The sequence below is a fragment of the Paracoccus sulfuroxidans genome (assembly GCF_007830335.1).
In the GTDB taxonomy this organism is placed as follows: Bacteria; Pseudomonadota; Alphaproteobacteria; order Rhodobacterales; family Rhodobacteraceae; genus Paracoccus; species Paracoccus sulfuroxidans.
Genome location: NZ_VLKU01000002.1, coordinates 43371 through 66320, shown reverse-complemented (window position 1 = coordinate 66320; position 22950 = coordinate 43371). Strand labels below are relative to the sequence as shown.

At 64.7% G+C, this 22950-nt stretch carries 21 protein-coding genes; 10 read left to right on the top strand and 11 right to left on the bottom strand.

Annotated features, from left to right (window positions below):
• Positions 1-26: 26 nt before the first annotated feature.
• The 9 genes from IQ24_RS02805 to IQ24_RS02765 all read right to left on the bottom strand — a co-directional run bounded on the left by IQ24_RS02805 (position 27) and on the right by IQ24_RS02765 (position 8682).
• On the bottom strand, positions 27-359 hold the full coding sequence (locus IQ24_RS02805; RefSeq protein WP_145396209.1) for a YnfA family protein: 333 nt from the start codon (positions 357-359) through the stop codon (positions 27-29).
• Between the two features lie 4 nt (positions 360-363).
• Positions 364-1068, bottom strand: a complete 705-nt coding sequence (locus tag IQ24_RS02800) for a gamma-glutamylcyclotransferase (protein ID WP_158637472.1) — start codon at positions 1066-1068, stop codon at positions 364-366.
• Entirely contained in the window at positions 1061-3031 is a 1971-nt protein-coding gene (gene parE / locus IQ24_RS02795) for a DNA topoisomerase IV subunit B (protein WP_145396205.1), read from the bottom strand. Before parE ends, IQ24_RS02800 begins: the two co-directional genes overlap by 8 nt.
• Before the next feature lie 105 nt (positions 3032-3136).
• Positions 3137-3796, bottom strand: a complete 660-nt coding sequence (locus tag IQ24_RS02790) for a glutathione S-transferase family protein (RefSeq protein WP_145396204.1) — start codon at positions 3794-3796, stop codon at positions 3137-3139.
• A 51-nt stretch (positions 3797-3847) separates the two neighbouring features.
• Positions 3848-5020, bottom strand: a complete 1173-nt coding sequence (locus IQ24_RS02785) for a dipeptidase (RefSeq protein WP_422386255.1) — start codon at positions 5018-5020, stop codon at positions 3848-3850.
• 59 nt (positions 5021-5079) lie between these two features.
• Positions 5080-5553, bottom strand: coding sequence for a GNAT family N-acetyltransferase (locus IQ24_RS02780; RefSeq protein ID WP_145396203.1), 474 nt, complete (start codon positions 5551-5553; stop codon positions 5080-5082).
• Positions 5550-7391, bottom strand: coding sequence for a M3 family oligoendopeptidase (locus IQ24_RS02775; RefSeq protein WP_145396202.1), 1842 nt, complete (start codon positions 7389-7391; stop codon positions 5550-5552). The genes IQ24_RS02780 and IQ24_RS02775 overlap by 4 nt, the downstream gene beginning before the upstream one ends.
• 48 nt (positions 7392-7439) lie before the next feature.
• Complete coding sequence (locus IQ24_RS02770; protein ID WP_145396201.1) at positions 7440-8390, bottom strand: alpha/beta fold hydrolase; 951 nt, start codon at positions 8388-8390, stop codon at positions 7440-7442.
• Positions 8391-8397: 7 nt separating this feature from the next.
• Entirely contained in the window at positions 8398-8682 is a 285-nt protein-coding gene (locus IQ24_RS02765; protein WP_145396199.1) for an SCP2 sterol-binding domain-containing protein, read from the bottom strand.
• A gap of 106 nt (positions 8683-8788) precedes the next feature.
• Between IQ24_RS02765 and IQ24_RS20355 the strand changes: the two genes are divergently transcribed.
• The 5 genes from IQ24_RS20355 (at position 8789) to IQ24_RS02740 (ending at position 14105) form a co-directional block, all read left to right on the top strand.
• Positions 8789-9490 (top strand): tetratricopeptide repeat protein, encoded by a 702-nt coding sequence (locus IQ24_RS20355; protein WP_338419449.1) that lies wholly within the window; start codon positions 8789-8791, stop codon positions 9488-9490.
• On the top strand, positions 9491-12421 hold the full coding sequence (locus IQ24_RS02755; protein ID WP_145396198.1) for a helicase-related protein: 2931 nt from the start codon (positions 9491-9493) through the stop codon (positions 12419-12421). It begins immediately after the preceding gene.
• Positions 12418-12696, top strand: coding sequence for an RNA-binding S4 domain-containing protein (locus IQ24_RS02750; protein WP_145396197.1), 279 nt, complete (start codon positions 12418-12420; stop codon positions 12694-12696). The genes IQ24_RS02755 and IQ24_RS02750 overlap by 4 nt, the downstream gene beginning before the upstream one ends.
• A gap of 150 nt (positions 12697-12846) precedes the next feature.
• Positions 12847-13185 (top strand): ferredoxin FdxA, encoded by a 339-nt coding sequence (gene fdxA, locus IQ24_RS02745; RefSeq protein WP_145396196.1) that lies wholly within the window; start codon positions 12847-12849, stop codon positions 13183-13185.
• 410 nt (positions 13186-13595) lie between these two features.
• Positions 13596-14105: a CarD family transcriptional regulator gene (locus IQ24_RS02740; RefSeq protein WP_145396195.1), complete on the top strand. Its 510-nt coding sequence runs from the start codon at positions 13596-13598 to the stop codon at positions 14103-14105.
• Between the two features lie 62 nt (positions 14106-14167).
• On the opposite strand, the gene IQ24_RS02735 is transcribed toward IQ24_RS02740, so the two are convergent.
• Positions 14168-15544, bottom strand: coding sequence for a dipeptidase (locus IQ24_RS02735; RefSeq protein WP_145396194.1), 1377 nt, complete (start codon positions 15542-15544; stop codon positions 14168-14170).
• A gap of 174 nt (positions 15545-15718) precedes the next feature.
• Between IQ24_RS02735 and hemA the strand changes: the two genes are divergently transcribed.
• The 3 genes from hemA to ispG all read left to right on the top strand — a co-directional run bounded on the left by hemA (position 15719) and on the right by ispG (position 19608).
• Complete coding sequence (gene hemA / locus IQ24_RS02730; protein ID WP_145396193.1) at positions 15719-16948, top strand: 5-aminolevulinate synthase; 1230 nt, start codon at positions 15719-15721, stop codon at positions 16946-16948.
• A gap of 105 nt (positions 16949-17053) precedes the next feature.
• Positions 17054-18364: a helix-turn-helix domain-containing protein gene (locus tag IQ24_RS02725; RefSeq protein WP_145396192.1), complete on the top strand. Its 1311-nt coding sequence runs from the start codon at positions 17054-17056 to the stop codon at positions 18362-18364.
• A 116-nt stretch (positions 18365-18480) separates the two neighbouring features.
• Positions 18481-19608 (top strand): flavodoxin-dependent (E)-4-hydroxy-3-methylbut-2-enyl-diphosphate synthase, encoded by a 1128-nt coding sequence (gene ispG, locus IQ24_RS02720; RefSeq protein WP_145396191.1) that lies wholly within the window; start codon positions 18481-18483, stop codon positions 19606-19608.
• A gap of 69 nt (positions 19609-19677) precedes the next feature.
• Here the strand turns inward: ispG and IQ24_RS02715 are convergent, their stop codons facing one another.
• Positions 19678-20430: a DsbA family protein gene (locus IQ24_RS02715; RefSeq protein WP_145396190.1), complete on the bottom strand. Its 753-nt coding sequence runs from the start codon at positions 20428-20430 to the stop codon at positions 19678-19680.
• A 143-nt stretch (positions 20431-20573) separates the two neighbouring features.
• Between IQ24_RS02715 and IQ24_RS02710 the strand changes: the two genes are divergently transcribed.
• Positions 20574-21710, top strand: coding sequence for a pyridoxal phosphate-dependent aminotransferase (locus IQ24_RS02710; protein WP_145396189.1), 1137 nt, complete (start codon positions 20574-20576; stop codon positions 21708-21710).
• Entirely contained in the window at positions 21707-22924 is a 1218-nt protein-coding gene (locus tag IQ24_RS02705) for an N-acetylmuramoyl-L-alanine amidase (RefSeq protein ID WP_145396188.1), read from the top strand. The genes IQ24_RS02710 and IQ24_RS02705 overlap by 4 nt, the downstream gene beginning before the upstream one ends.
• Positions 22925-22950: the final 26 nt, after the last annotated feature.

The following is a 22950-nucleotide window of genomic DNA, read 5'->3' as shown; positions in this document are numbered from 1 at the left end:
TGCGCTGCAAGGATGGTTCATGATAGCTATCTATTGCCACCTATCAAAATCACCACCGCCCCCGCCAAACACAGTCCCGCCCCCACCAAATCCCAACGGGACGGGCTTTGCCCTTCCGCCCACATCAGCCAGCCAATCGAGAAAATGATATAAATCCCGCCGTAAGCCGCATAAGCTCGGCCTGCGAATTCGGCATCCACCTTCGTCAGCAGCCAGGCAAACAGCGCCAGCGCGACCATTCCCGGCAAAAGCCACCAGGCCGAGCGATCCAGTCGCACCCAGGCCCAGAAGGCGAAGCAACCGGCGATCTCGGCCAAAGCGGCCAGTACATAGATCAGGATCGAGGTGGCGGCGGACATGGGGCTACTCCGGCAAGCGGTTGATTTCCTCGGCGACGAGGTCCTGCAATTCCCAGATATAGGCGTCGTGAATGCCCTCGGCCTCAAGCCCTTGGGCGGTGCGCAGCAGATATTCGGCGCAAGAGCCTGCGACGCCGTTCGCGCGTGCCAGACGCAGCGCCTGCTCCTGCGTCGAGAGATGCGCCAGCACCAGATCGACCGGGTCGGCGTAGAAGGTCAGGGCCTCGCTTGGGCCCTCGGCGGTCTCGACGGTGATCCAGCGGGCATTGGCGGCCAGTTCATGCGCGACCAGTTCACGCCGCAAGATGGCGCGCAGGGACTCGGTCTCGGTCCCCGGCGTGATCTCAAGGATCAGCCCTTCGCAACTGCCGCCCGAGGCCAGCGCCAGCATCAGGCCCGGCTGCTCGGGCGAGCCGCGGAAATGGTCCATGTCGATGCTGAACTGCCGATGCCAGCCGATGGCGCGGGCGCGGGTGCGCGCGGTGACCGAAAACCCCGGGTTCCAGATCAGCGAGCCATAGGCGAAGATCGGGATCGGGCGCGGCCGGTCCTGCGTCAGCTTCTCGGCCAACAGGTCAAGGTCTTCATCCTCCAGCAGGTGCCAGCCGTCCTTGTGACGCGGCCCCTCGACCATGCGGGTGGCGCGGCGGACATGGTCTTCGGTCAGGCGCAGCGAGGATCGGGGTCCGCGGGCCTCGCGATCAGACATCCAGCCCTTCCGCATCGGCAAATTGCGCGTTTTCCTGAATATACTGGAAGCGCAGCTCGGGCTTCTTGCCCATCAGCCGCTCGACCAGATCGCCGGTTTCGCCGCCCTCATCCTCATCGATCGAGACCCGGATCAGCTTGCGCGTCTTGGGGTTCATCGTCGTGTCTTTCAGGTCCTTGGCGTCCATCTCGCCCAGACCCTTGAAGCGCTGGACGTCGATCTTGCCCTTGCCGCCGATGCCCTTCGCCAGCCACATTTCCTTTTCCGCGTCATCGGCCACATAGATGCGATGCGCGCCCTGCGTCAGGCGGTAAAGGGGCGGGCAGGCGAGATAAAGGTGCCCCTTGTCGATCATCGGGCGCATCTGCGTGAAGAAGAAGGTCATCAGCAGCGAGGCGATATGCGCGCCATCGACGTCGGCGTCGGTCATGATGATGACCTTGTCATAGCGCAGATCGTCGACATTGAAACGAGAGCCCATGCCCACGCCAAGCGCCTGACAGAGGTCGTTGATTTCCTGGTTCTGACCCAGCTTCGAGGAGGCCGCGCCCAGCACGTTCAGGATCTTGCCGCGAAGGGGCAGTAGGGCCTGCGTCTGACGTTCGCGTGCCATCTTGGCGCTGCCACCGGCCGAGTCACCCTCGACGATGAACAGCTCCGTGCCTTCGCGGTTGGTGGCCGAGCAATCGACCAGCTTGCCGGGCAGGCGCAGCTTCTTGGTTGCGGTCTTGCGGGCGGTTTCCTTTTCCTGCTTGCGGCGCAGGCGTTCCTCGGCGCGCAGGATCAGGAAGTCGAGGATCGCGCCCGCCGATTTCGTATCCGCCGCCAGCCAGTTGTCGAAGTGGTCGCGGACCGCACCTTCGACAAGGCGCGTCGCCTCGACGGTCGCAAGGCGGTCCTTCGTTTGGCCCACGAATTCCGGCTCGCGGATGAAGCAGCTGACCAGCGCGCAGCCGCCCGTCAGCAGGTCCTCGCGCGTGATATTCGCGGCTTTCTTGTTGTTGATCAGCTCGCCATAGCCGCGCACGCCCTTCAGGATCGCGGACCAGAACCCGGCCTCATGCGTACCGCCCTCGGGGGTGGGGACGGTGTTACAATAGCTTTGGATGAAGCCGTCGCGCGACGGGGTCCAGTTGATCGCCCAATCGACCTTGCCGGGCGTGTTGAACTTTTCCTTGAAGTCAACGCTGCCCGCGAAGGGCCGCTCGGCATAGGTCGAGGATTTGCCCAGAACCTCGGTCAGGTAATCGGCCAGACCGCCGGGGAAATGGAAGCTGGCTTCCATCGGCGTTTCGCCGTCGTCGATCTCGGATTTCCAGCGGATTTCGACGCCCGAGAACAGATAGGCCTTGGATTTCACCATCTTCAGCAGCCGCGCGGGCTTGAAGCGATGGGCGTGGAAGATCTGTTCGTCGGCGTGGAAAATCACCGTGGTGCCGCGCCGGTTCGGGGCCGCGCCGATTTTTTCGACCGGGCCCTGCGGGATCCCGCGCGAGAAGCGCTGCTCGAACAATTCCTTGTTGCGCGCGACCTGCACGACCATCAGGTCGGAGAGCGCGTTCACGACCGAGGCCCCCACGCCATGCAGACCGCCCGAGGTCTGATAGGCGCCCTCGGTGAACTTGCCGCCCGCGTGCAGGGTGCAAAGGATCACCTCCAGCGCGGATTTGCCGGAGAATTTCGGGTGCGGGTCGATGGGGATGCCGCGACCGTTGTCGCGCACGACGACGCTGTAATCGGCCAGAAGCTCGACCTCGATGCGGTTGGCGTGACCGGCGACGGCCTCGTCCATCGAGTTGTCGAGGATTTCCGCGACCAGATGGTGCAGCGCGCGCTCATCCGTGCCGCCGATGTACATGCCGGGGCGTTTGCGAACGGGTTCCAGCCCCTCGAGCACTTCGATGGACGCGGCGGAATAGCTGTCGGATGCCGTATTGGAGGCGGGGAAAAGATCGTCGGCCATCGGTCCTGCTCTTGTTCTTCTGGCGCGGGACTATCTCATGCCCGCCGGGTTGGGGGCAAGGGGCAGGGGCCGCCTTGACCCGATTCCGCAAGGGATTGTGTCTTGCTATTCCGGCTCGGCCAGCCGTTCGGCCCACATGCGCTGGAAGGCGGGGCGCTGCTGGCAGTCGTTCAGCCAGGCCATGACCGAGGGGAACTGCTCCATCAGCTCGCCATAGCCCTGCGCGTAGCGCAGCACCTCGGCCAGGTTCAGGTCGGCCACGGTGAAGCGATCCGCGATCAGATAGTGGCGCTCGCTCAGATGCCCCTCAAGGACGCGCAGGGGGCGGATCAGACGCTCGGCGGCATTGGCGACGGCGGCCTGATCGGCGCCGCTTTGCTGCTGGCCCTTGCGATGCAGGAACAGGATGGTCAGCGCGTCGGGCTCGATCCAGCTGTTGGCGAAGAAGGACCATTCCATCATCCGCGCCTGCTCGGCGGCGTTGGTCGGGGCAAGGGGGCCGCCGTGCTTTTGCGCCAGATGCAGCGTGCAGGCCAGCGATTCGCTGAGGATCAGCCCGGCATCGTCGATGACCGGGATCGCACCGGCGGGCGAGACCGCCAGAAACTCGGGCGAGCGGGTGTTGAGCGGGGCGTCCGCTGCCTCGGGGTCGGGCAGGCGGTAGGCCTGGATCACCGGCACCTGATCGAAGGGCAGCCCCAGTTCGTGGCAAAGCCACACGATCCGCGATGCGCGTGAGCGCGTGACCCCATAGAGCTTCAGCATGCGTCCCTCCTGCCCGTTCAGGGGCAGGTTAGGGCCGCCCAACCGCAAGGGCTAGAGGGTTTCCGACAGATAACGCATCATGTTGCCGCCCATGACCTTGGCGATCTGCTGATCGCTGAGGCCCGCGTCGATCAGCGCCTGTGTCAGTACCACCAGATGCGCCGCGTCAAACGGCACGCCGACCGAGCCGTCATAATCCGAGCCCAGCGACACGCCATCTTCGCCCACCAGCGCGATGGCGGCCTTGATCGCGGCGGCGATGGCTGCCGGGCTGTCGCCGCAGACGACGTCCGACCAGTAGCCGATCCCGACGACGCCCCCCTTGGCGACGATGGCCTTGACCAGATCGTCGGGCAGGTTGCGATGGGTGTTGCATTGGCCCTGAATGCCGGTGTGCGACAGGATCGGCCGCGCGCCCTCGATCGCCAGCACGTCGCGCACGGTCTGCGGCCCGGCATGGGCAAGGTCGATGATCATGCGGCGCTGCATCATGCCGTCGATGACCTGCCGCCCGAATTCGGTCAGGCCCGAGCCTTCGCCGCCCTGACCGTGCAGGCTGCCGCCCAGCTCATTGTCGAAGAAATGCGTCAGGCCGATCAGCCGGAACCCCGCGTCGTAAAGCACGTCGAGGTTCGCGAGATCCCCCTCCAGCGGATGCCCGCCCTCGGTGCCAACGATCGCGCCCAGCCGTTTGGCCCCGGTGGCGCGCGCCTCCAGCAAGGCCCGAAGATCCTCGGCCGAGCGGATGATCTGCAGCGTCTCTGGCGCGTGGGCGGCCATGCGCTCAAGGTCGCGGGCCTGCACCAGCGCGCGTTCGCGCAGGCTGAACCAGCTTTTGATCGGGCGCAGCTGGCCCATGAACAGGGGCGTGATATTGTCGGGCGCGTCGGTGCTGTTCTGGTCGTAGTTCTGACCGCGCGGGCTTTTGGTCACCGTGGTGAATACCTGAACGGCGACATTACCCTCAATCAGGCGCGGGATGTCGGTCTGGCCGCGATCCGCGCGTTTCAAGAGGTTGCGATCCCAGAGCAGCGAATCCGCGTGCCAATCGCCGATGACCAGCGTTTTGTGCAACTCGCGCGCCCGGTCCGAGACAGGCCAGGCGTCCTGATCAGCGGTGATCGGGTTCAGCCCACGCTCGACATAGGCCGGGGCGAAGGTGAAAAAGGCGGCTGCGGCCAGAAGCACAAGCATCAGCAATCCCAGAATGATCCGCTTGAACATCATGCCTCCACGCGCGTTTCCGGCGCAAGGATAGGCCATGCGAGGGGGATCGCAAGGCTTCAGCCTTTCAAGGCCAGCCGCATGATGTGCTGGGCGCTGATGCGGCCGCCGTGGAACATCTCGCCCGTGTCGATGAAACCTGCGGCCAGATAGACCGCGCGGGCCAGCGGATTGACCTCATTCACCGTCAGCGCGACGCTGGAGGCCTGCGGATACTGCTGCGACAGATAGGGCAAAAGCGCGGCCATCGCGGCCTTGCCCGTGCCCTTGCCCTGTTCGCGCCGGTCAATCATCACGCCGCGCAGGCCCAGTTCATCGGGCAGGGCGAAGGGATATTCCGCGCGATAGTCCCGGTCGATCTTGAAGAAACCGACCGGCTGGTCGTCGCGCAGCACGACGTGAAAGTCGAAATTCGGCCGAGGATCATCGAAATGCTGGGCAATCGAGCCGCAGAACGGCTCTTGCTCGGGCAGGACCGCGATATGGTTCACGCGGTCCCGATCCTTGTGGCCGATGGGCTGAAGCCGGATCATTTCTCCATCGCTTCAAGTTCGTCGATGAAACCTTCGATCATCGACAGACCCTTGTCCCAGAAGGCCGGGTCCGAGGCGTCAAGGCCGAAGGGGGCCAGCAACTCCTTGTGGTGCTTCGAGCCGCCCGCCTTCAGCATGTCGAAATACTTCGCCTGGAAATCCGGCAGCCCGTCCTGATAGGCGGCGTAAAGCGCGTTCACCAGCCCGTCGCCGAAGGCATAGGCATAGACGTAGAAGGGCGAGTGCACGAAATGGGGTACATAGGTCCAGAAGGTCTCATAGCCGGGCATGAATTCGAAGGCATCGCCCAGCGACTCGCCCTGCACGGACATCCACAGGGCGTTGATGTCTTCGGGCGTCAGCTCGCCTTGCGCACGGGCGTCATGCAGCTTCACCTCGAAGTCATAGAAGGCGATCTGGCGCACGACCGTGTTGATCATATCCTCGACCTTGCCCGCGAGCAGGGCCTTGCGCTGCACGGGGTCGGTCGTCTTGTCCAGAAGCGCGCGGAAGGTCAGCATCTCGCCAAAGACCGAGGCGGTCTCGGCCAGCGTCAGCGGCGTTGCCGACAGCAACTCGCCCTGTCCGGCGGCCAGGCGCTGGTGGACGCCGTGGCCCAGCTCATGCGCCAGCGTCATCACGTCGCGCGGCTTGCCCAGATAGTTCAGCAGCACATAGGGATGCACGGTGCTGACGGTCGGATGGGCGAAGGCACCGGGCGCCTTGCCGGGCTTCACGCCCGCGTCGATCCAGCCCTTGTCGAAGAAGGGCTGCGCCAGATCGGCCATCTCGGGCGCGAAACCGGCATAGGCATCCAGCACGGTCGCCCGCGCCTCGTCCCAGTTGATCAGCCGGGGCGTCTCGGTTGGCAGGGGGGCGTTGCGGTCCCAGACCTGCAACTTGTCGAGGCCCAGCCATTTCGCCTTCAGGCGGTAATAGCGATGCGAGAGGCGCGGATAGGCGGCGGTGACGGCATTGCGCAGCGCCTCGACCACCTCGGGTTCGACATCGTTCGACAGGTGACGCGCATATTGCGGCGTGGGCATCTTGCGCCACTTGTCCTCGATCGCCTTTTCCTTGGCGAGCGTATTATGAACACGCGAGAAGATCTTGATGTTGCGTTGGAAAACCTCGGCCAGCGCCTTCGCGCCCGCCTCGCGCCGGGCGCGGTCATGGTCGGTCAGCAGGTTCAGCGTGGCCTCGATGCCCAGCGTCTCGCCATCGACCTCGAAGGTCAGGCCAGCGGTGGTTTCATCGAAAAGCCGGTTCCAGGCGGCGGCACCGACGACCGAGTTGTCGTGCAGGAAACGCTCAAGCTCGTCCGAAAGCTGGTGCGGGCGCATGGCGCGCATGCGGTCGAAGACCGGCTTGTAGCGCGCCGGGCCACCTTCGGCGGTGAAGACCTCGGTGTAGATGTCGTCGGGGATGCGGTTGAATTCCAGGCTGAAGAAGACCAGCGGCGTGGTGAAGCCGGTGATGCGGTCCTGCAGATCGCCCATGAATTTGGCGCGCGCGCCATCGGTGGTGTTCTGGTAATAGCGCAGGCCCGCATAGGACATGATGCGACCGGCCAGAATGTCGATTTCCTGATAGCGCTCGATGCAGGCCAGCATGTCGGCGGGCTTGAGCTTGATCAGATGGCCTTCGTAATCCTTGGCGAAGGCGGCGCAGGCTTCCTCAAGACGGGCCAGATCGCGGGTCAGCTCTTCGGCATCGGGCGCGGGGTAAAGATCGGTCAGGTCCCAATCCGGCAACTGCCCCAGATCGACGGCGATCTGGGCGGCGGCAGGGGCATTTTCGTCACGGGGAAACTGGCGGAGAATCGCTGGCAGCGTCATCGTCGGTCCTTTCATTTCAGACAGACATGTCGCCAGAAGCGTCCGGCTTCAAGTCGCCGCAGGAATTGCCTTGTCGAAATGTGCCACCGCGGCCTCAAGAAACGGGGTGCGCCAGAGGTTGCGCTCGATCATCGGCTCGTGCCGGCAACCTTCCAGCTCCATCACCTCGGCACCGGGCCATGAGGCCACGCGCGCCCGGATCGCGGCGGGAGAGATGATCGGGTCGGTCGGACTGAAGGCGACCAGAGTTGGCACCTCGGGCGCGGGCAGGTCGATCAGGCGCGCGCATTCCTCAAGCGCCTCGCCGACCCAGTGATAGGTCGCGCCGCCCAGGGCGATCTCGGGCCATTGCACGGTCTGGGCCAGCAGGCGGCACCAGCGCAACCCGTCCTGCGTCAGCGGATTGGCGGTATAGTTTTCCTTCAGGATGAAGCATTCATAGCCGCCCGAGAGGATCGCGGGATGGGCCCCGAAGCCCAGTCTGTCGGCCCCCTTCGCCAGCGCCTTGGCCGCCCAAAGGGGCAGTCCGTGCAGGTTGATCCCCCACATCGGCGCGGTGAAGACGGCGGTCGCGACCGGCAGCCCGTCGGCCAGCGCCGCCAGACCAAGCGCGCCGCCCATGGAATGGGCCAGCAGGTGCCAGGGCTTGGGCAGGTTCAGCTCTTGTGCGGCGATGATCAGTTCAACCACATCGCGCTGGTAATCCGCGAACCGCGCCACATGGCTGGGGCGCGGGTCCTTCAGCAGCCGGTCCGACAGGCCTTGCCCGCGCCAGTCCAGCGACAGCACGTCATAGCCCGCGCTGTTCAGATCGGTCGCGACCTCTTCGTATTTCTCAAGGAATTCGGTCCGGCCGTTGAACAGCAGGACCGTTCCGATTCGCGGCTCGGCCTGCCAATGGCCCGCCCGCAGCCTGACCCCATCCTCGGTCCGCAGCCAGAAGGCGCGCGCCGAGGGCAGCTTGTCTCCGGGCAGGCTGTTGTAGGGGGCTGGCGTCATCGAGGGATCAGGACAGGATCGCGCCCAGTTTCATCGCGGCCGCCATCGAGCCGTCGACCGAAAGCTTGCCGGTCATGAAGGCGGTGGTCGGGTTCACGTCGCCGCTGAGAATGCCTTCGAAGGTCTCGCGGCTGGCCGTCAGGGTCACATCTGCGTCATCGTCACCCGCGCGGGCACCGTTTTCGTCGATCATGATGGCGCCTTCGCCTTCGATGACGAATTTGGCAACCCCATCGAAGCCTTTGGCTTTTTCGTTCAATGCGGCGACGGCGCCCTCGACAACCTTGCTCATCTCAGTTCTCCTGTGGCTTTCGCTGGAATATGGTTTTGCGAGAAGTTACATAGCCGATATGCGTTTGCCAGCCCCTCATTTCCATTCTGCCGTGACGGCAAGCCTGGTGATCTGGCTTGCGGGGGCGGGTTTCGTGCAGGCGCAGTCGCCCGAGCCCATGGTTCCGGCCGTGCCCGCGATCCCGAAAAACCTGCCCGATCCGCCGTCTTCGGACCTGATGCCCGACCTGCCGTTCCCCGGCCCCGAGGGCGAAGGAGAGGGTGAGGCCGTGACGCCTGAGCCCGAGCCTGCAGCCCCGACCGAGCCCACCGCTGAGGCGCGCGTCCGCGACGCCGAGGATCTAGACATGCTCTTTGCTGAACTGGCGCAAGAGGGCGGCGAGGGCTGGGCACGGGCGGAATCCGATATCCTGCGGGTCTGGTCGCGGTCAGGCTCGGCGGCAATGGACCTGCTTTACAAGCGGGGCGAGGCGGCGCTTGACGCCGGGGACCTGCCGACAGCCATCGGCCATCTGACGGCGCTGACCGATCACGCCCCCGATTTCGCCAGCGGCTGGCATCTGCGCGCGGTGGCCTTCTATCTGGACGGCGATTTCGGCCCGGCCATGGCCGATCTGGCCCGCGCCCTTCAGCTGGAGCCGCGCTATTTCCCCGCGCTGACGCAACTGGCCGTCATGCTGGAAGAGGTCGGAGAAGATCAGCGCGCCCTCGAGGCCTATCGCGCCAGCCTGAAGATCCATCCGCATCAGCAGGACGCGCAGGACGGCGTGACGCGGCTGCAACAGAAGACCCAGGGCACGGACGCCTAAATGCAAGACAAATCTCGGGTTACGGCCGTGCTGGGGCCGACCAATACCGGCAAGACGCATTACGCGATCGAGCGGATGCTGGCCCATCGGACCGGCGTCATCGGCCTGCCGTTGCGGCTGCTGGCGCGCGAGGTCTATGACCGCATCGTGAAGGCGCGCGGCCCCTCGGTCGTGGCGCTGATCACCGGCGAAGAGCGCATCGTCCCGGACCGCACCCAATATTGGGTCGCCACCACCGAGGCCATGCCCGAGGTCGGGGCCGATTTTCTGGCCGTCGATGAGATCCAGCTTTGCGCCGACCCCGAGCGCGGCCATGTCTTTACCGACCGGCTTTTGCATGCGCGGGGTCTGCACGAAACCCTGTTTCTGGGCAGCGACACCATGCGCCCGGCAATCGCCGCGCTGGTCCCGAACGCGCAGTTCCTGCGGCGCGAGCGCTTTTCGACCCTCACATGGTCCGGGTCCAAGAAGATCAGCCGGATGCCGCCACGCTCGGCCATCGTCTGCTTTTCCGTCGATGAGGTCTATGCCACGGCCGAGCTGATCCGCCGCCAGAAGGGCGGCTGCGCGGTCGTCATGGGGGCGCTAAGCCCGCGCACCCGCAATGCGCAGGTCGCCATGTATCAGAATGGCGAGGTCGACTATCTGGTCGCCACCGACGCCATCGGCATGGGGCTGAACCTCGACATCCGGCATGTGGCCTTCTCGGCCACCGAGAAATTCGACGGCCGCCGCTTCCGCTCGCTGTTCCCGCATGAGCTGGGCCAGATCGCCGGACGCGCTGGCCGCCATACCGAACCCGGCACTTTCGGCGTGACCGGCGACGCGAGCCCTCTGGACGAAGGGCTGATCGAGGCCATCGAGAACCATCGTTTCGCCCCCATCTCGCGGCTGATGTGGCGCAATTCCTCGCTGGAGTTCGGCACCATCGACCGGTTGCAGCAAAGCCTCGAGGTCTCGCCCGACAGCGCCTGGCTGGGGCGCGGGCGCGAGGCCGATGACCTGCGCGCGCTGAAGACGCTGCGAGAAATGCCCGAGATCCGCGACCGCGTGACCCACCCCAAGGACATCCGGCTGCTGTGGGATGTCTGCCGCATCCCGGATTTCCGCTCGATTTCTCCGGCCGAGCATTCCAGCCTGCTGGCACGCATCCTGGGCTTTCTGCAGGACGGTGGCGTGCCTTCGGACTGGCTGGCAGGACAGATCCAACGTATTGACAAGACACAGGGCGACATCGACGCGCTGTCCAAACGCCTCGCCTATATCCGGACGTGGACCTATGTCGCGCAGCGTTCTGGTTGGGTCGGGGACGAATCCCATTGGCGCGCCGAGACTCGCGCTGTAGAAGATCGGTTGTCAGATGCCTTGCACGCGGCGCTGACTCAAAGATTCGTGGACCGGCGCACATCCGTGCTCTTGCGCCGGCTCAAACAGAAGGAGAGCCTTTTGGCCGAGGTGAACGACAAGGGTGAGGTGACGGTCGAAGGCGAATTCGCCGGCCGTCTTGAAGGTTTCCGCTTTCACACCGATCCGAATGCAACCGGGGACGAGGCGCGCATGCTGTCGCGCGCAGCCTATGAGGCGCTGCGTCCCGAATTCCATCTGCGGGCCGACCGGTTCTACAACGCTCCGGATACCGAACTGGACTTCACCGAGCAGGGGGGCCTCATGTGGGGCTCGTCCGCGGTGGGCAAGCTGGTCAAGGGCGGCGATGTCCTGAAGCCCGCTGTCGAGCCTTTCGTCGATGAAGAAGCCGGACCCGAGATCGTCGAGAAGGTGCGCCGCAGGCTGCAGCATTTCATCGACCGCAAGGTCGCGACCGCCTTCGAGCCGCTGCTGACCCTGAAGAACGATGAGACGCTGACCGGTCTGGCGCGGGGCTTTGCCTTCCGCCTGGTCGAGGCGCTTGGCGTCCTGCCGCGCGAGAATGTCGCGACTGAGGTCAAGGATCTGGATCAGGATTCGCGCGGCCTGTTGCGCAAGCATGGCGTCCGTTTCGGCCAGTTCACCATCTTCCAGCCCGCGCTCTTGAAGCCCGCGCCCACGCGGTTGCGGCTGGTGCTGTGGGGTCTGGATCAGGGGCAGAGCGAATTCCCCGAAAGCCCGCCTCCGGGTCTGGTCACCATTCCGAACCTGCCCGATGTGCCGAAGGGCTATTACACGCTCTCGGGCTATCACCCGGCGGGCGACCGCGCGATCCGCATCGACATGCTGGAGCGGCTGGCCGACATGCTGCGTCCGCAGGACAGCCGTGGCGGTTTCGAGGCGACGCCCGACATGCTGTCGATCACCGGCATGACGCTGGAGCAATTCTCGGGCCTGATGCAGGGGCTGGGCTACAAGGCCGAGCGCGGCGAGCGTCCGAAGGTCAAGGCCGTCGCCGCGACCGGGCTAGAGCCAGAGGCGCAGGAAAGCGAGAACCCGCTGACCGAAGAGGAAAGCGTGCTGGTCGCCGAAACCCGCGCCAAGTGGGAGGCCGAGCAGGCCGCCCGCAAGGCCGAGGAAGCCGAAGCCGGTGAGAATGCCGAAGCCGAAGGTGGCGACGGCACCCCCGAGGTCGAGGTGTTCTATACCTTCACCTGGGCACCGCGCCCGCGCGCCAACCGCCGTCCTCAGCGCAACGATCAGGGCCAAGGCCAGGGTCAGGGGCAGGGCGAACGTGGCCCGCGCCGCGACCGTCGCGAGGGCCAGGGTGGCCAGCGTTCCGACGGGTCTCGGGGTGAGGGGCAGAAGGCCGATGGCCAGAAGCGCAACGAAAACCGTGGTGAACGCGGCGATCGTCCCGAACGTGGCCCCAAGGGCGGCAACAAGCACAAGGGCAAGCCCCGCAACGAGGGCGGCAAGACCTTCGAGGCGCGTCCGCCCCGCAAGGAAGCCAAGATCGACCCGGACAGCCCCTTCGCTGTTCTGGCCGCGCTCAAGAACAAGTGAGCGATACCAGCACCGATGACAGCCTGCGGCTTGACCGCTGGCTGCATCATGCCCGCCTGTTCAAGACCCGCACCATCGCGGCCGAGGCGATCTCCTCGGGCGGGGTGCGGCTGAACGGCAACCCCTGCCGCAAACCTGCCCATGTCGTGCGCGAAGGCGACACCGTTACCGTCTCGGCGCATGGCCGGGTGCGGGTTCTGCGCGTCCGGGCAATGGGCGAGCGGCGCGGACCGGCCAGCGAAGCGGCGCTGCTTTATGATGAGCTGGACGGCTAGGCGAACAGAATTCCACCGGGCTGGCTGCGTGAGGGACCCCGTTCCCCGAACGCCCCTTGCCGCCATGCGGCGTTTTTTCATCCTTTAGCGGACTTGAAACCCGATGGCCGCCGGGCGTATCTAGCGCCACAGGAAACAGGAACGCGCGCCATGACTTATGTTGTCACCGAAAACTGCATCATGTGCAAATACACCGACTGCGTGGAGGTGTGTCCCGTCGACTGTTTCTATGAGGGTGAGAACACGTTGGTCATTCACCCCGATGAATGCATCGACTGCGGCGTCTGTGAACCCGAATGCCCCGCCGATGCCATCCGCCCGGATACCGAGCCGGATATGGACAAATGGGTCGAGTTCAACCGGAAATATTCGGAATCCTGGCCGGTGATCACCCGCAAGAAAGACCCGATGCCCGGCTATGAGGAAATGGACGGCCAGCCCGGCAAGCTTGAGAAATACTTCTCGGAAGCGCCCGGCGAAGGCGATTGATCGCTGGCTGGAAAGTGCTAAGGCGCGCCCTGTTCTCCGGCGCGCTTTTTGCTGTTTTGCGGCCTGGTGCAACCTTGCTGCGAAAGCACTGATTCGGTCTGTCATGCCGGGTGCGGGCAGGCATGATTTTCTCAAAGCCATGTTTTGAATGAATAAAACATGCTGTCCGGCGCTTGTGCTGCACCGCCGCGAGAAGCTTTCGCGAAGCCCTTTTTTGTGATACATTCCTGTCATGATTGTTCGCGCGCCTTGTCGGCGCGCTGTTCTCGCTGTGCGAGAGAGGAGCTGCTTCGTCCTTTGACCTTCTGCCGGGTCAAGGTGTCATGAACCAAAATTCAGGTCCAAGGAGGGGTGGTCTCTCCTTAGGGCCGTTTGCGCCGGTCAAATGGCGTTACTGAGAAGGAAGCCCGATGTCGAAAGCCAAGAAGTCCGAGTTCCGTCCTGATGATTTCGTCGTTTACCCCACGCATGGCGTGGGTCGCATCGTTTCGATCGAAGAGCAAGAGGTCGCCGGGCTGCGCCTCGAAATGTTCGTGATCTCGTTCGAGAAGGACAAGATGACCCTTCGCGTGCCCACCGCCCGCGCCAGCGAAATCGGCATGCGTGGCCTGTCCTCGCCCGATCTGGTCGACCGTGCGCTTGAGACGCTGAAGGGCAAGGCCCGCGTGAAGCGCGCGATGTGGTCGCGCCGTGCGCAGGAATATGAGCAGAAGATCCATTCCGGCGATCTGATGTCGATTGCCGAGGTTGTCCGCGACCTGCATCGCAGCGACGACCAGCGCGAGCAGTCCTATTCCGAGCGTCAGCTGTATGAAGCCGCGCTGGATCGCCTGACCCGCGAAGTGGCGGCGGTTGGCGGTCTGGATGAGGCCGGTGCGCAAAAGAAGGTGGAATCGGTTCTGATCGCCCGCGCGGCCTGATTGCCTGCCAGAGTTCAAAAAAGGGCGCCCTCGGGCGCCCTTTTTCATTGCCGTATCGGCTGTCAGCTCAGCGCGTCAAGGATGCGCGCCCAGCTGTGCATGCCTTTCGAGAAGCTTTCGACATTGTATTTCTCGTTCGGCGAATGGATGCGGTCGTCATCCTTGGCAAAGCCGATCAGCATCGAATCCATGCCGAGGATTTCCTTGAAATCCCCCGCAATCGGGATCGAGCCACCCGCGCCGATATAGGCCGCCTCACGCCCCCATTCCGCCCCGAGCGCGGCTTTCGCCGCCGCGAAGGCCGGGTCGCTGATGTCCATGCGGCTGGCCGGGCTTGCCCCATGCGAGGCGAAGCTGACCGAGCAATCGGCGGGCACATGGCTTTCGATATGGGCGCGGAAGGCGTCACGAATGCGCTCGGGGTTCTGGGTGCCGGTCAGGCGGAAGCTGACCTTGGCGCGCGCCTCTCCGGGCAGCACGGTCTTGAAGCCGTCGCCGGTATAGCCGCCGGTGATGCCGTTGATCTCGAAGGTCGGGCGGTTCCAGACCATCTCCAGCGCGGTGCGGCCGCGTTCGCCGATGGGCTGGCCAAGGCCCACGCGCGACAGGAACTCTGCCGCGTCAAAGCGCAGGTCCTCCCAATCGGCGCGCAGCTCATTCGTCAGGTCTTCGACGCCATCATAGAAGCCGGGCAGGGTGACGCGGCCATCGGCATCCTTGATCGATGAAAGCGCGTTCACCAGCACCTGGATGGGGTTCGCGGCCAGCCCGCCGAAGCTGCCAGAATGCAGGTCGCGGTCAGCGGCGCGCAGGGTGATTTCCTCGCCCACCAGGCCCCGCAGCTGCGTGGTGATGGCTGGGCGGCCATCCGCATACATGCTGGTGTCGCAGATCATCGCGATGCTGGCCTTCAGCTCTTCGGCGTTCTCATGCAGGAACGGCCGCAGGCTGGGAGAGCCGGATTCCTCCTCGCCCTCGAACAGTAGGACCAGACCGGGCGGCAGCGCGCCATGGACGTCGCGCCAGGCGCGGAAAGTTTCGACAAAGGTCATCAGCTGGCCTTTGTCATCGGACGCGCCGCGCGCGCGGATCACCTGGCCGTCGGGCGTGTCCTCGATCCGGGGCTCGAACGGGGGCGTGTTCCACAGCTCCAGCGGATCAACCGGCTGGACGTCGTAATGGCCATAGAACAGGATCGGGCGGCTGCCGCCGGGTGCGGAATGCGCCACGATCATCGGATGCCCCTCGGTGTCGCGGATCGAGGCGTCAAAGCCCAGTTCCTGCAACTGATCGCACAGCCAGACCGCCGCCTGCCGCACGTCCCCCTTATGCGCGGGATCGGTCGAGACCGAGGGAATACGCAAGAACTCCATGAGCCTGTCCAGCGCCTGCGGCAGGTTCGCGTCCAGCTGCGCAAGCACCTTGTCCAGTTCCGCCATCTTGTTCTCATCCTTTTCTGATTGAATTCGTCGGATAAAACGCATGCACCCTTGGTCGGGATGCGACATTTTAACACTGTCTTTTTTGTGCCACGACCCGTAATGAAGATAGACCCGCGGGATCTGACCATGATCCTCCAAGCGAGCGAATACAAGCAAGGCAAGGGATCAGCCATGGACTACTCAGCCGCCCTGGATCAGGCTATTGGCAAGCTCCATGAAGAAGGGCGTTACCGCACCTTCATCGATATCGAGCGTCGGAAAGGGGCTTACCCTCAGGCGATCTGGACTCGTCCCGATGGCTCCGAGACCGAGATCACCGTCTGGTGCGGCAACGACTACCTTGGCATGGGCCAGCATCCCGTCGTCCTGAAGGCGATGCATGAGGCGCTGGACGCGACCGGCGCGGGCTCGGGCGGGACGCGCAACATCTCGGGGACCACGGTCTATCACAAGCGGCTTGAGGTCGAGCTGGCGGATCTGCATGGGCAGGAGGCCGCGCTGGTCTTCTCCAGCGCCTATAACGCCAATGACGCAACGCTTTCAACGCTGCGCAAGCTGTTCCCCGGCCTCATCATCTATTCCGACCAGCTGAACCACGCCTCGATGATCGAGGGGATCAAGCGGTTCGACGGCCCGAAGCGGATCTTCCGCCACAATGACATCCAGCACCTGCGTGAGCTTCTGGCGGCGGACGACCCTGCCGCGCCGAAGCTGATCGCCTTCGAATCGATCTATTCGATGGACGGCGATTTCGGCCCCATCGAGGCGATCTGCGATCTGGCCGATGAATTCAACGCCCTGACCTATCTGGATGAGGTGCACGCGGTCGGCATGTACGGCCCGCGCGGCGGTGGCGTGGCCGAACGTGACGGCCTGACGGGGCGCATCGACATTTTCAACGGCACGCTGGGCAAGGCTTTCGGCGTGTTCGGCGGCTATATCGCCGGTACGGCCAAGATGATGGACGCGATCCGTTCCTATGCGCCGGGCTTCATCTTCACCACTTCGATCCCGCCTTCGGTGGCGGCGGGTGCGGCTGCGGCCATCGCCTTCCTGAAAACCTCGGACGGGCAGGAGCTGCGCGACAAGCAGCAACTGCACGCGCGCATCCTGAAGATGCGCCTGCGCGGTCTGGGCATGCCGATCATCGACCACGGCAGCCATATCGTGCCGGTCCATGTCGGCCATCCGGTTCACTGCAAGGCGCTGTCGGATATGCTGCTGGCAGAGTTCGGCATCTATGTGCAGCCGATCAACTTCCCGACTGTACCGCGCGGTACGGAACGCCTGCGGTTCACGCCCTCTCCGGTGCATGATCCGAAGCAGATCGATCAATTGGTTCACGCGATGGATGACCTGTGGTCACAATGCAAGTTGAACCGGCATACCTGCGTCGCATAACAAGTTTCTGGGTTTAACGCTCTCGCAGGCGTGATAACCTAAGATTAAAGAGCTTGTGCGAGTCTTCCGATTCGGGGACTCGCAGTTAGGTATGGGGCAGGCACTATGATCGGGCTGAGGGGAAATACCCCGGCGCAACCGCAGGATGAGCCTACGGGGCTTCCTCCGGGGTTTGACGATCCGGATTTCCGGTTGGGCGACCTCATGCGGGGCGAGCGCGCAACCATGGGCAAGTCGTTGCTGGACGTTCAGCGCGAATTGCGCATCCGTGCCTCTTATGTTGCCGCCATCGAGAATGCCGATATTTCGGCTTTCGACACGCCCAGTTTCATTGCCGGCTATGTGCGCTCCTATGCCCGTTATCTGGGGATGGATTCGGACTGGACCTTCCGCCGCTTCTGTCAGGAATCGGGCTTCCAGCCGACGCATGGCATGGCGCCTGCTGCCTCGGGGCCGAAGCCGCAGCGTCGCCCCTCCGACCCGGTCGAGGCGCTGGCCAACCCCCATGCCATCTTCCTTCCCAAGCAGGAAAGCTTCTGGTCTTCGATCGAGCCTCGGGCCATCGGCTCGGTGCTGGTCATGGTGATGCTGGCCTGCGGTCTGGGCTATGGCGGCTGGACCGTCCTGCAAGAGGTTCAGAAGGTCAGCCTGACCCCGGGCGAACAGACGCCGGGCGTCGTCGCCTCGCTGGATCCGGTGCAAGAGGCCGCCGAGCCTGAAACGGTCGAGACCGCGCAGATCAACCTGCCGCGCCCCGAAGGCATTGACCGCACCTATCGCCCGCAGGCACTTGAGGTGCCGGTGCTGATCGCGCGCGATGGCCCCATCGCCGCCATCGACCCCGGCCTGACGAATTCCGCCGCGCCGGGCGCTGCTGCGACCGCCGTGGTTCAGGCGCAAAACCCGGCCACGCCAGATGGCATGAATGTCGCGCAGAGCGTTGCTGCGGGTATGGTCCCCGCCGCGCCGAACCTTGAGGTTGCCATGGGCCCGGGCATCCCGGCCGAGCAGGCGGCTGTCCGCACTGTCGCCCCCGATGCCCCCGAGGTCGAGATTCTGGCCGTTCGCCCGGCCTGGGTCCGCGTCACCTCGGCCGATGGCACGGTGCTTCTGGAAAAGACCATGGACGCGGGAGAGCGTTTTGCCCTGCCGAAGCTGGAAGCCCCGCCAATCCTGCGCGCGGGCAACTCGGGCGGGGTCTATTTCGCCGTCAACGGCCAGACCTATGGTCCGGCGGCTCCGGGTGCGAAGGTCGTGAAGAATGTCGAGCTTTCGGCGAATTCGCTGACCACGGCCTATGCCTTCGCCGATCCAGCGAAGGACCCGGAACTGGCCGAGATGATCGCGCTGGCCTCGGCCCAGCATCTGCGCCAGCCGGGCGCGGTTCAGGATCCGCTGGCGACCCAGCAGGACTGAGGGCGTTCACGCCTGCGGCAGATCGCCCGTCAAAAGGGGCATATGGCTTGCCCCTTTCGGGGTGAGGTTCTATCTGTCAGGCAGATTTCGGACCCTCGCAGCAAAAGGCAGCGGCCATGTCGCATAACCCCATTCGACCCTGGCGCAACATCGACCGGCGCAAGTCGCGCCAGATCATGGTGGGCCGCATCCCGGTGGGCGGCGATGCCCCCATCAGCGTCCAGACGATGACCAATACCGACACCAGCGACGTGCGCGCGACGCTGGACCAGATCATCCGCGCGGCCGATGTGGGCGCGGATATCGTGCGGGTTTCGACCCCGGATGAGGCCTCGACCCGGGCGCTGCGCGAGATCTGCCGTGAAAGCCCGGTGCCGATCGTCGCTGACATCCATTTCCATTACAAACGCGCCATCGAGGCCGCCGAGGCGGGCGCCGCCTGCCTGCGCATCAACCCCGGCAATATCGGCGACGCCGCCCGCGTGCGCGAGGTCATCAAGGCCGCGCGCGACCACGGCTGTTCGATCCGCATCGGCGTGAACGCGGGCAGCCTGGAAAAGCACCTGCTGGAGAAATATGGCGAGCCTTGCCCCGATGCGATGGTGGAATCCGGGCTCGATCACATCAAGCTGCTGCAGGACAACGACTTCCACGAATTCAAGATCAGCGTGAAGGCCTCGGACGTGTTCCTGGCCGCCGCCGCCTATCAGCAACTGGCCGAGGCGACGGATGCGCCGATCCATCTGGGCATCACCGAGGCCGGTGGTCTGGTGTCGGGCACGGTCAAATCGGCCATCGGCCTTGGAAACCTGCTGTGGATGGGGATTGGCGACACGATTCGCGTCAGCCTGTCCGCCGATCCGGTCGAAGAGGTGAAGGTCGGATTCGAGATCCTGAAGTCGCTGGGCCTGCGCACGCGCGGCGTCCAGATCATTTCCTGCCCCAGCTGCGCGCGTCAGGGTTTCGACGTCATCAAGACGGTTGAGGCGCTGGAGCAGCGGCTTGAGCACATCAAGACACCGATGAGCCTCTCGATCATCGGCTGCGTGGTGAACGGCCCGGGCGAGGCGCTGATGACCGACATCGGCTTCACCGGTGGCGGCGCGGGCGCGGGCATGGTCTATCTGGCGGGCAAGCAGGATCACAAGATGACCAATGACCAGATGATCGACCATATCGTCGGTCTGGTCGAGGAGCGCGCGGCCCGGCTTGAGGCCGAGGCGGCGGCCGAGGCCGCCGAATAGCACGGTCCAGATCGCAAAGAAAAAGGGCGCCGGAGATTTCCGACGCCCTTTTCTATTCGGCGGGCTCGATCAGCCTTCGACCTTCTTGCGGATCTCGGCCACGGCGGCGGCCAGCCCGGTTTGCGGGACGCCGCGCAGCATCTCGGGGCCGATGATGAAGGTGGGCGTGCCCTGAATGCCCATCCGCTCGGCCAGCTGGCGGTTTTCGCGCAGGACGGCGCTGACCTCTTCGGTGTTCATGCGGTTGATGATCGCGGGCGCGTCCAGCTTGGCCGCCGTCGCCATCTCGGTCAGGCTTTCCAGATTGACCGGGCCGCGCATCGCCATCAGCTGGTCATGGATCTGCTTGTAGGTGTTGCCATCGGTCAGCTGCTGGACCGAGACGGCAAAGCGCGAGGCCAGATCGCTTTCCTCGCCCAGGATCGGGAATTCCTTCAGGATGAAGCGGATATTGCCGTCATCCTTGATCAGCGCCTCAAGCTCGGGGTTCACCTTGCGGCAGAAGCCGCAGCGATAATCGACGAATTCGACCAAGGTGATGTCGCCCTCGGGGTTGCCACCAACCCAGCTGTGGCCGTCGTTGAAGATCGCGTCCTTGTTGTTTTCCACCAGTACGAGGTCGTTTTGCACCGCCTCGGCCGCGCGGCGGGTTTCCAGCACGTTGATGGATTCGATCAACACCTCGGGATTGGCCATCAGATAGTCGCGTACGGCGGTCCCGAAGGCCTCTTTCTCGGCATCCGTCATCGCGGCAGGATCAAAGGCCAGCGAGGGCAGGGCGGTCGCAAGGCTCAGCGCGGCGGCGCTCAGAATGGCTTTCATGGGTGGTCCTCACTCAATTTTGGCGACCTTGGACCGCATGGGCCGCTGTTGCAAGCAGCCTTGGGCCCATGGCCCCGCGCCTCACGAGTGCTTGACCAATGCGACCCGTCTTGGGATAGGAACCTCAACGAAAAGAGGCAGGCATGAGACAATCAGAGCGCGGTCAGGTTGATCCTTTCATCGTCATGGACGTCATGGAGGCTGCACGAAAGGCCGAAAGCGCGGGGCGTAGCATCATCCATATGGAGGTGGGCCAGCCCTCGACGCCTGCGCCCGCCAAGGCGCGCGCGGCGCTGGCCGAGGCGCTGGATCAGCCCTTGGGCTATACGGTCGCGCTTGGCCTGCCCGCGTTGCGCGCGGGCATCGCGAGCCTTTATCGCCGCTGGTACGGGGTTGAGATCGACCCGGCGCGGATCGTCGTGACCCCCGGCTCCAGCGGCGCGTTCATTCTGGCGTTTTCGGCGCTGTTCGATGCGGGGGATCGCGTCGCCCTGGGCGAGCCGGGCTATCCCAGCTATCGCCAGATCCTGCGCGCGCTTTCGCTTGAGCCGGTGGGCATCCAGACGCAGGCCGAGGACCGCTATCAGCCGCGCCCCGAGCAGCTGCCCGCCGATGTGCAGGGCCTGATCCTTGCCTCGCCCGGCAACCCCTCGGGGACGATGCTGGGGCTTGAGGATCTGCGAGGGCTGACCGCCCGCGCGGCGGAGCTGGGCATGGCCGTCATCTCGGACGAGATCTATCACGGGCTCAGCTATGCCGGGCGCTGCCACAGCGCGCTGGAGGTGACGGATGATGTCTTCGTCATCAACTCATTCTCGAAATATTTCAGCATGACGGGCTGGCGGATCGGCTGGATGGTGGTTCCCGAAACCCATATCCGCACGGTCGAGCGTCTGGCGCAGAACATGTTCATCTGCCCGCCGCATGCCAGTCAGGTCGCGGCGCTTGCCGCGCTCGATGCTGTCGATGAGGCCGAGGCGAACCTGGCCGTCTATGCCGAAAACCGCCGCCTGATGCTGGCGCGTCTGCCCGCCATGGGCTTTGACCGCATCGCCCCGCCCGAGGGCGCGTTCTACATCTATGCCGATGTGTCGGAGCTGATGCAGGACAGTCTGGCCTTCGCCGCCGAGATCCTTGAACGCGCAGGCGTCGCCGTGACGCCGGGGCTGGATTTCGACGCCCGGCGCGGCGCGCAGACGCTGCGTTTCAGCTATGCCGGATCGACGGCGAACATCCTTGAGGGGCTGGACCGGCTGGAACGCTTCATGGCGGCGCGATGACCTGGCTGCTGCGGCTGATCCTTGTGCTGCTGGCTTTCCCGGTGATGGCCGAGACGGGTCCCGGTCCCGCCCAGCTTGATCTGACCCAGTCGACCCTGATCGCCGAGGGGCGGGACAGGGGCCGTCCGCGCCCGTTGGAGCTGACGCTGGCGCTGTCGCATCCGGTGCCCTATCGGGTCTATTTCCTGGACGAACCGGCGCGGCTGGTCGTCGATTTCCGACAAGTCGATTTCCGCGACACCCAGCCTTCGGCGCTGACGGGGAATACTCTCGTGCCCGCGATCCGCTGGGGCCGTTTCCGGCAGGGCTGGTCGCGGATGGTGATGGAATTGCCCGGCCCCTATGCGCTGACCTTTGCGGCCCAGCAGCAGACGCCCGTGGGCGCGCTGCTGCGCCTGCGGTTCGAACCGGTTAAGCCCGAGGCCTTTGTGACGCGCGGCAATTCGCTCTCGGCACTGTGGGATCTGCCGCAGCCCGCGGACACGCCCGCGCTGCCCGGCCCGCGTGGTGACCGTGCTTTGCGGGTGGCCATCGACCCCGGCCACGGCGGTCATGATCCGGGGGCGCAGGTCGGCGCGATCAGCGAGGCCGCCGTCATTCTGGGCTTTGCGCGCGAACTGACCGAGGCGCTGAACCGCGCCGGGATCGAGGTCGTGCCGACGCGCACCGACGACAGTTTCGTGCCGTTGGAGCGGCGGATGACGCTGGCGCGGGCAGGGGCGGCGGATGTCTTCATCTCGCTGCACGCGGATGCCTTGCCCGAAGGGCAGGCGGCGGGGCTGTCGATCTATACCTGGGACCCAAGCGCCGATGACCGCGCCCTGCGGCAACTGGCGCTACGTCACGACCGCGACGATCTTCTGGCGGGGGTCGATCTGCAGGGCACCGATGATGAGGTCGCGGGCGTGCTGATGGACCTAGCGCGGTCCGAAACCCAGCCCCGATCCGAGGCATTTGCGAAATTCGTCGCCTCGGAACTGAACGGCACAGCGATCTCGATGCATCCGCGCCCGGTGCGCGGCGCGGCGTTTTCGGTGTTGAAATCGCCCGATATTCCCTCGGTCCTGATCGAGCTTGGCTTTCTGACCGATCCCGGCGACCGCGCCAATCTGTTCGATCCGGACTGGCGCGCGCGGACGGCGGCGGCCATTTCCTCGGCGGTGGTGAAATGGGCCAAGGACGATGCGACGCGTCAGGAGCTTTCCTTCCAGTAAGAACGCAAGCTTGTTTTGACGCCCGC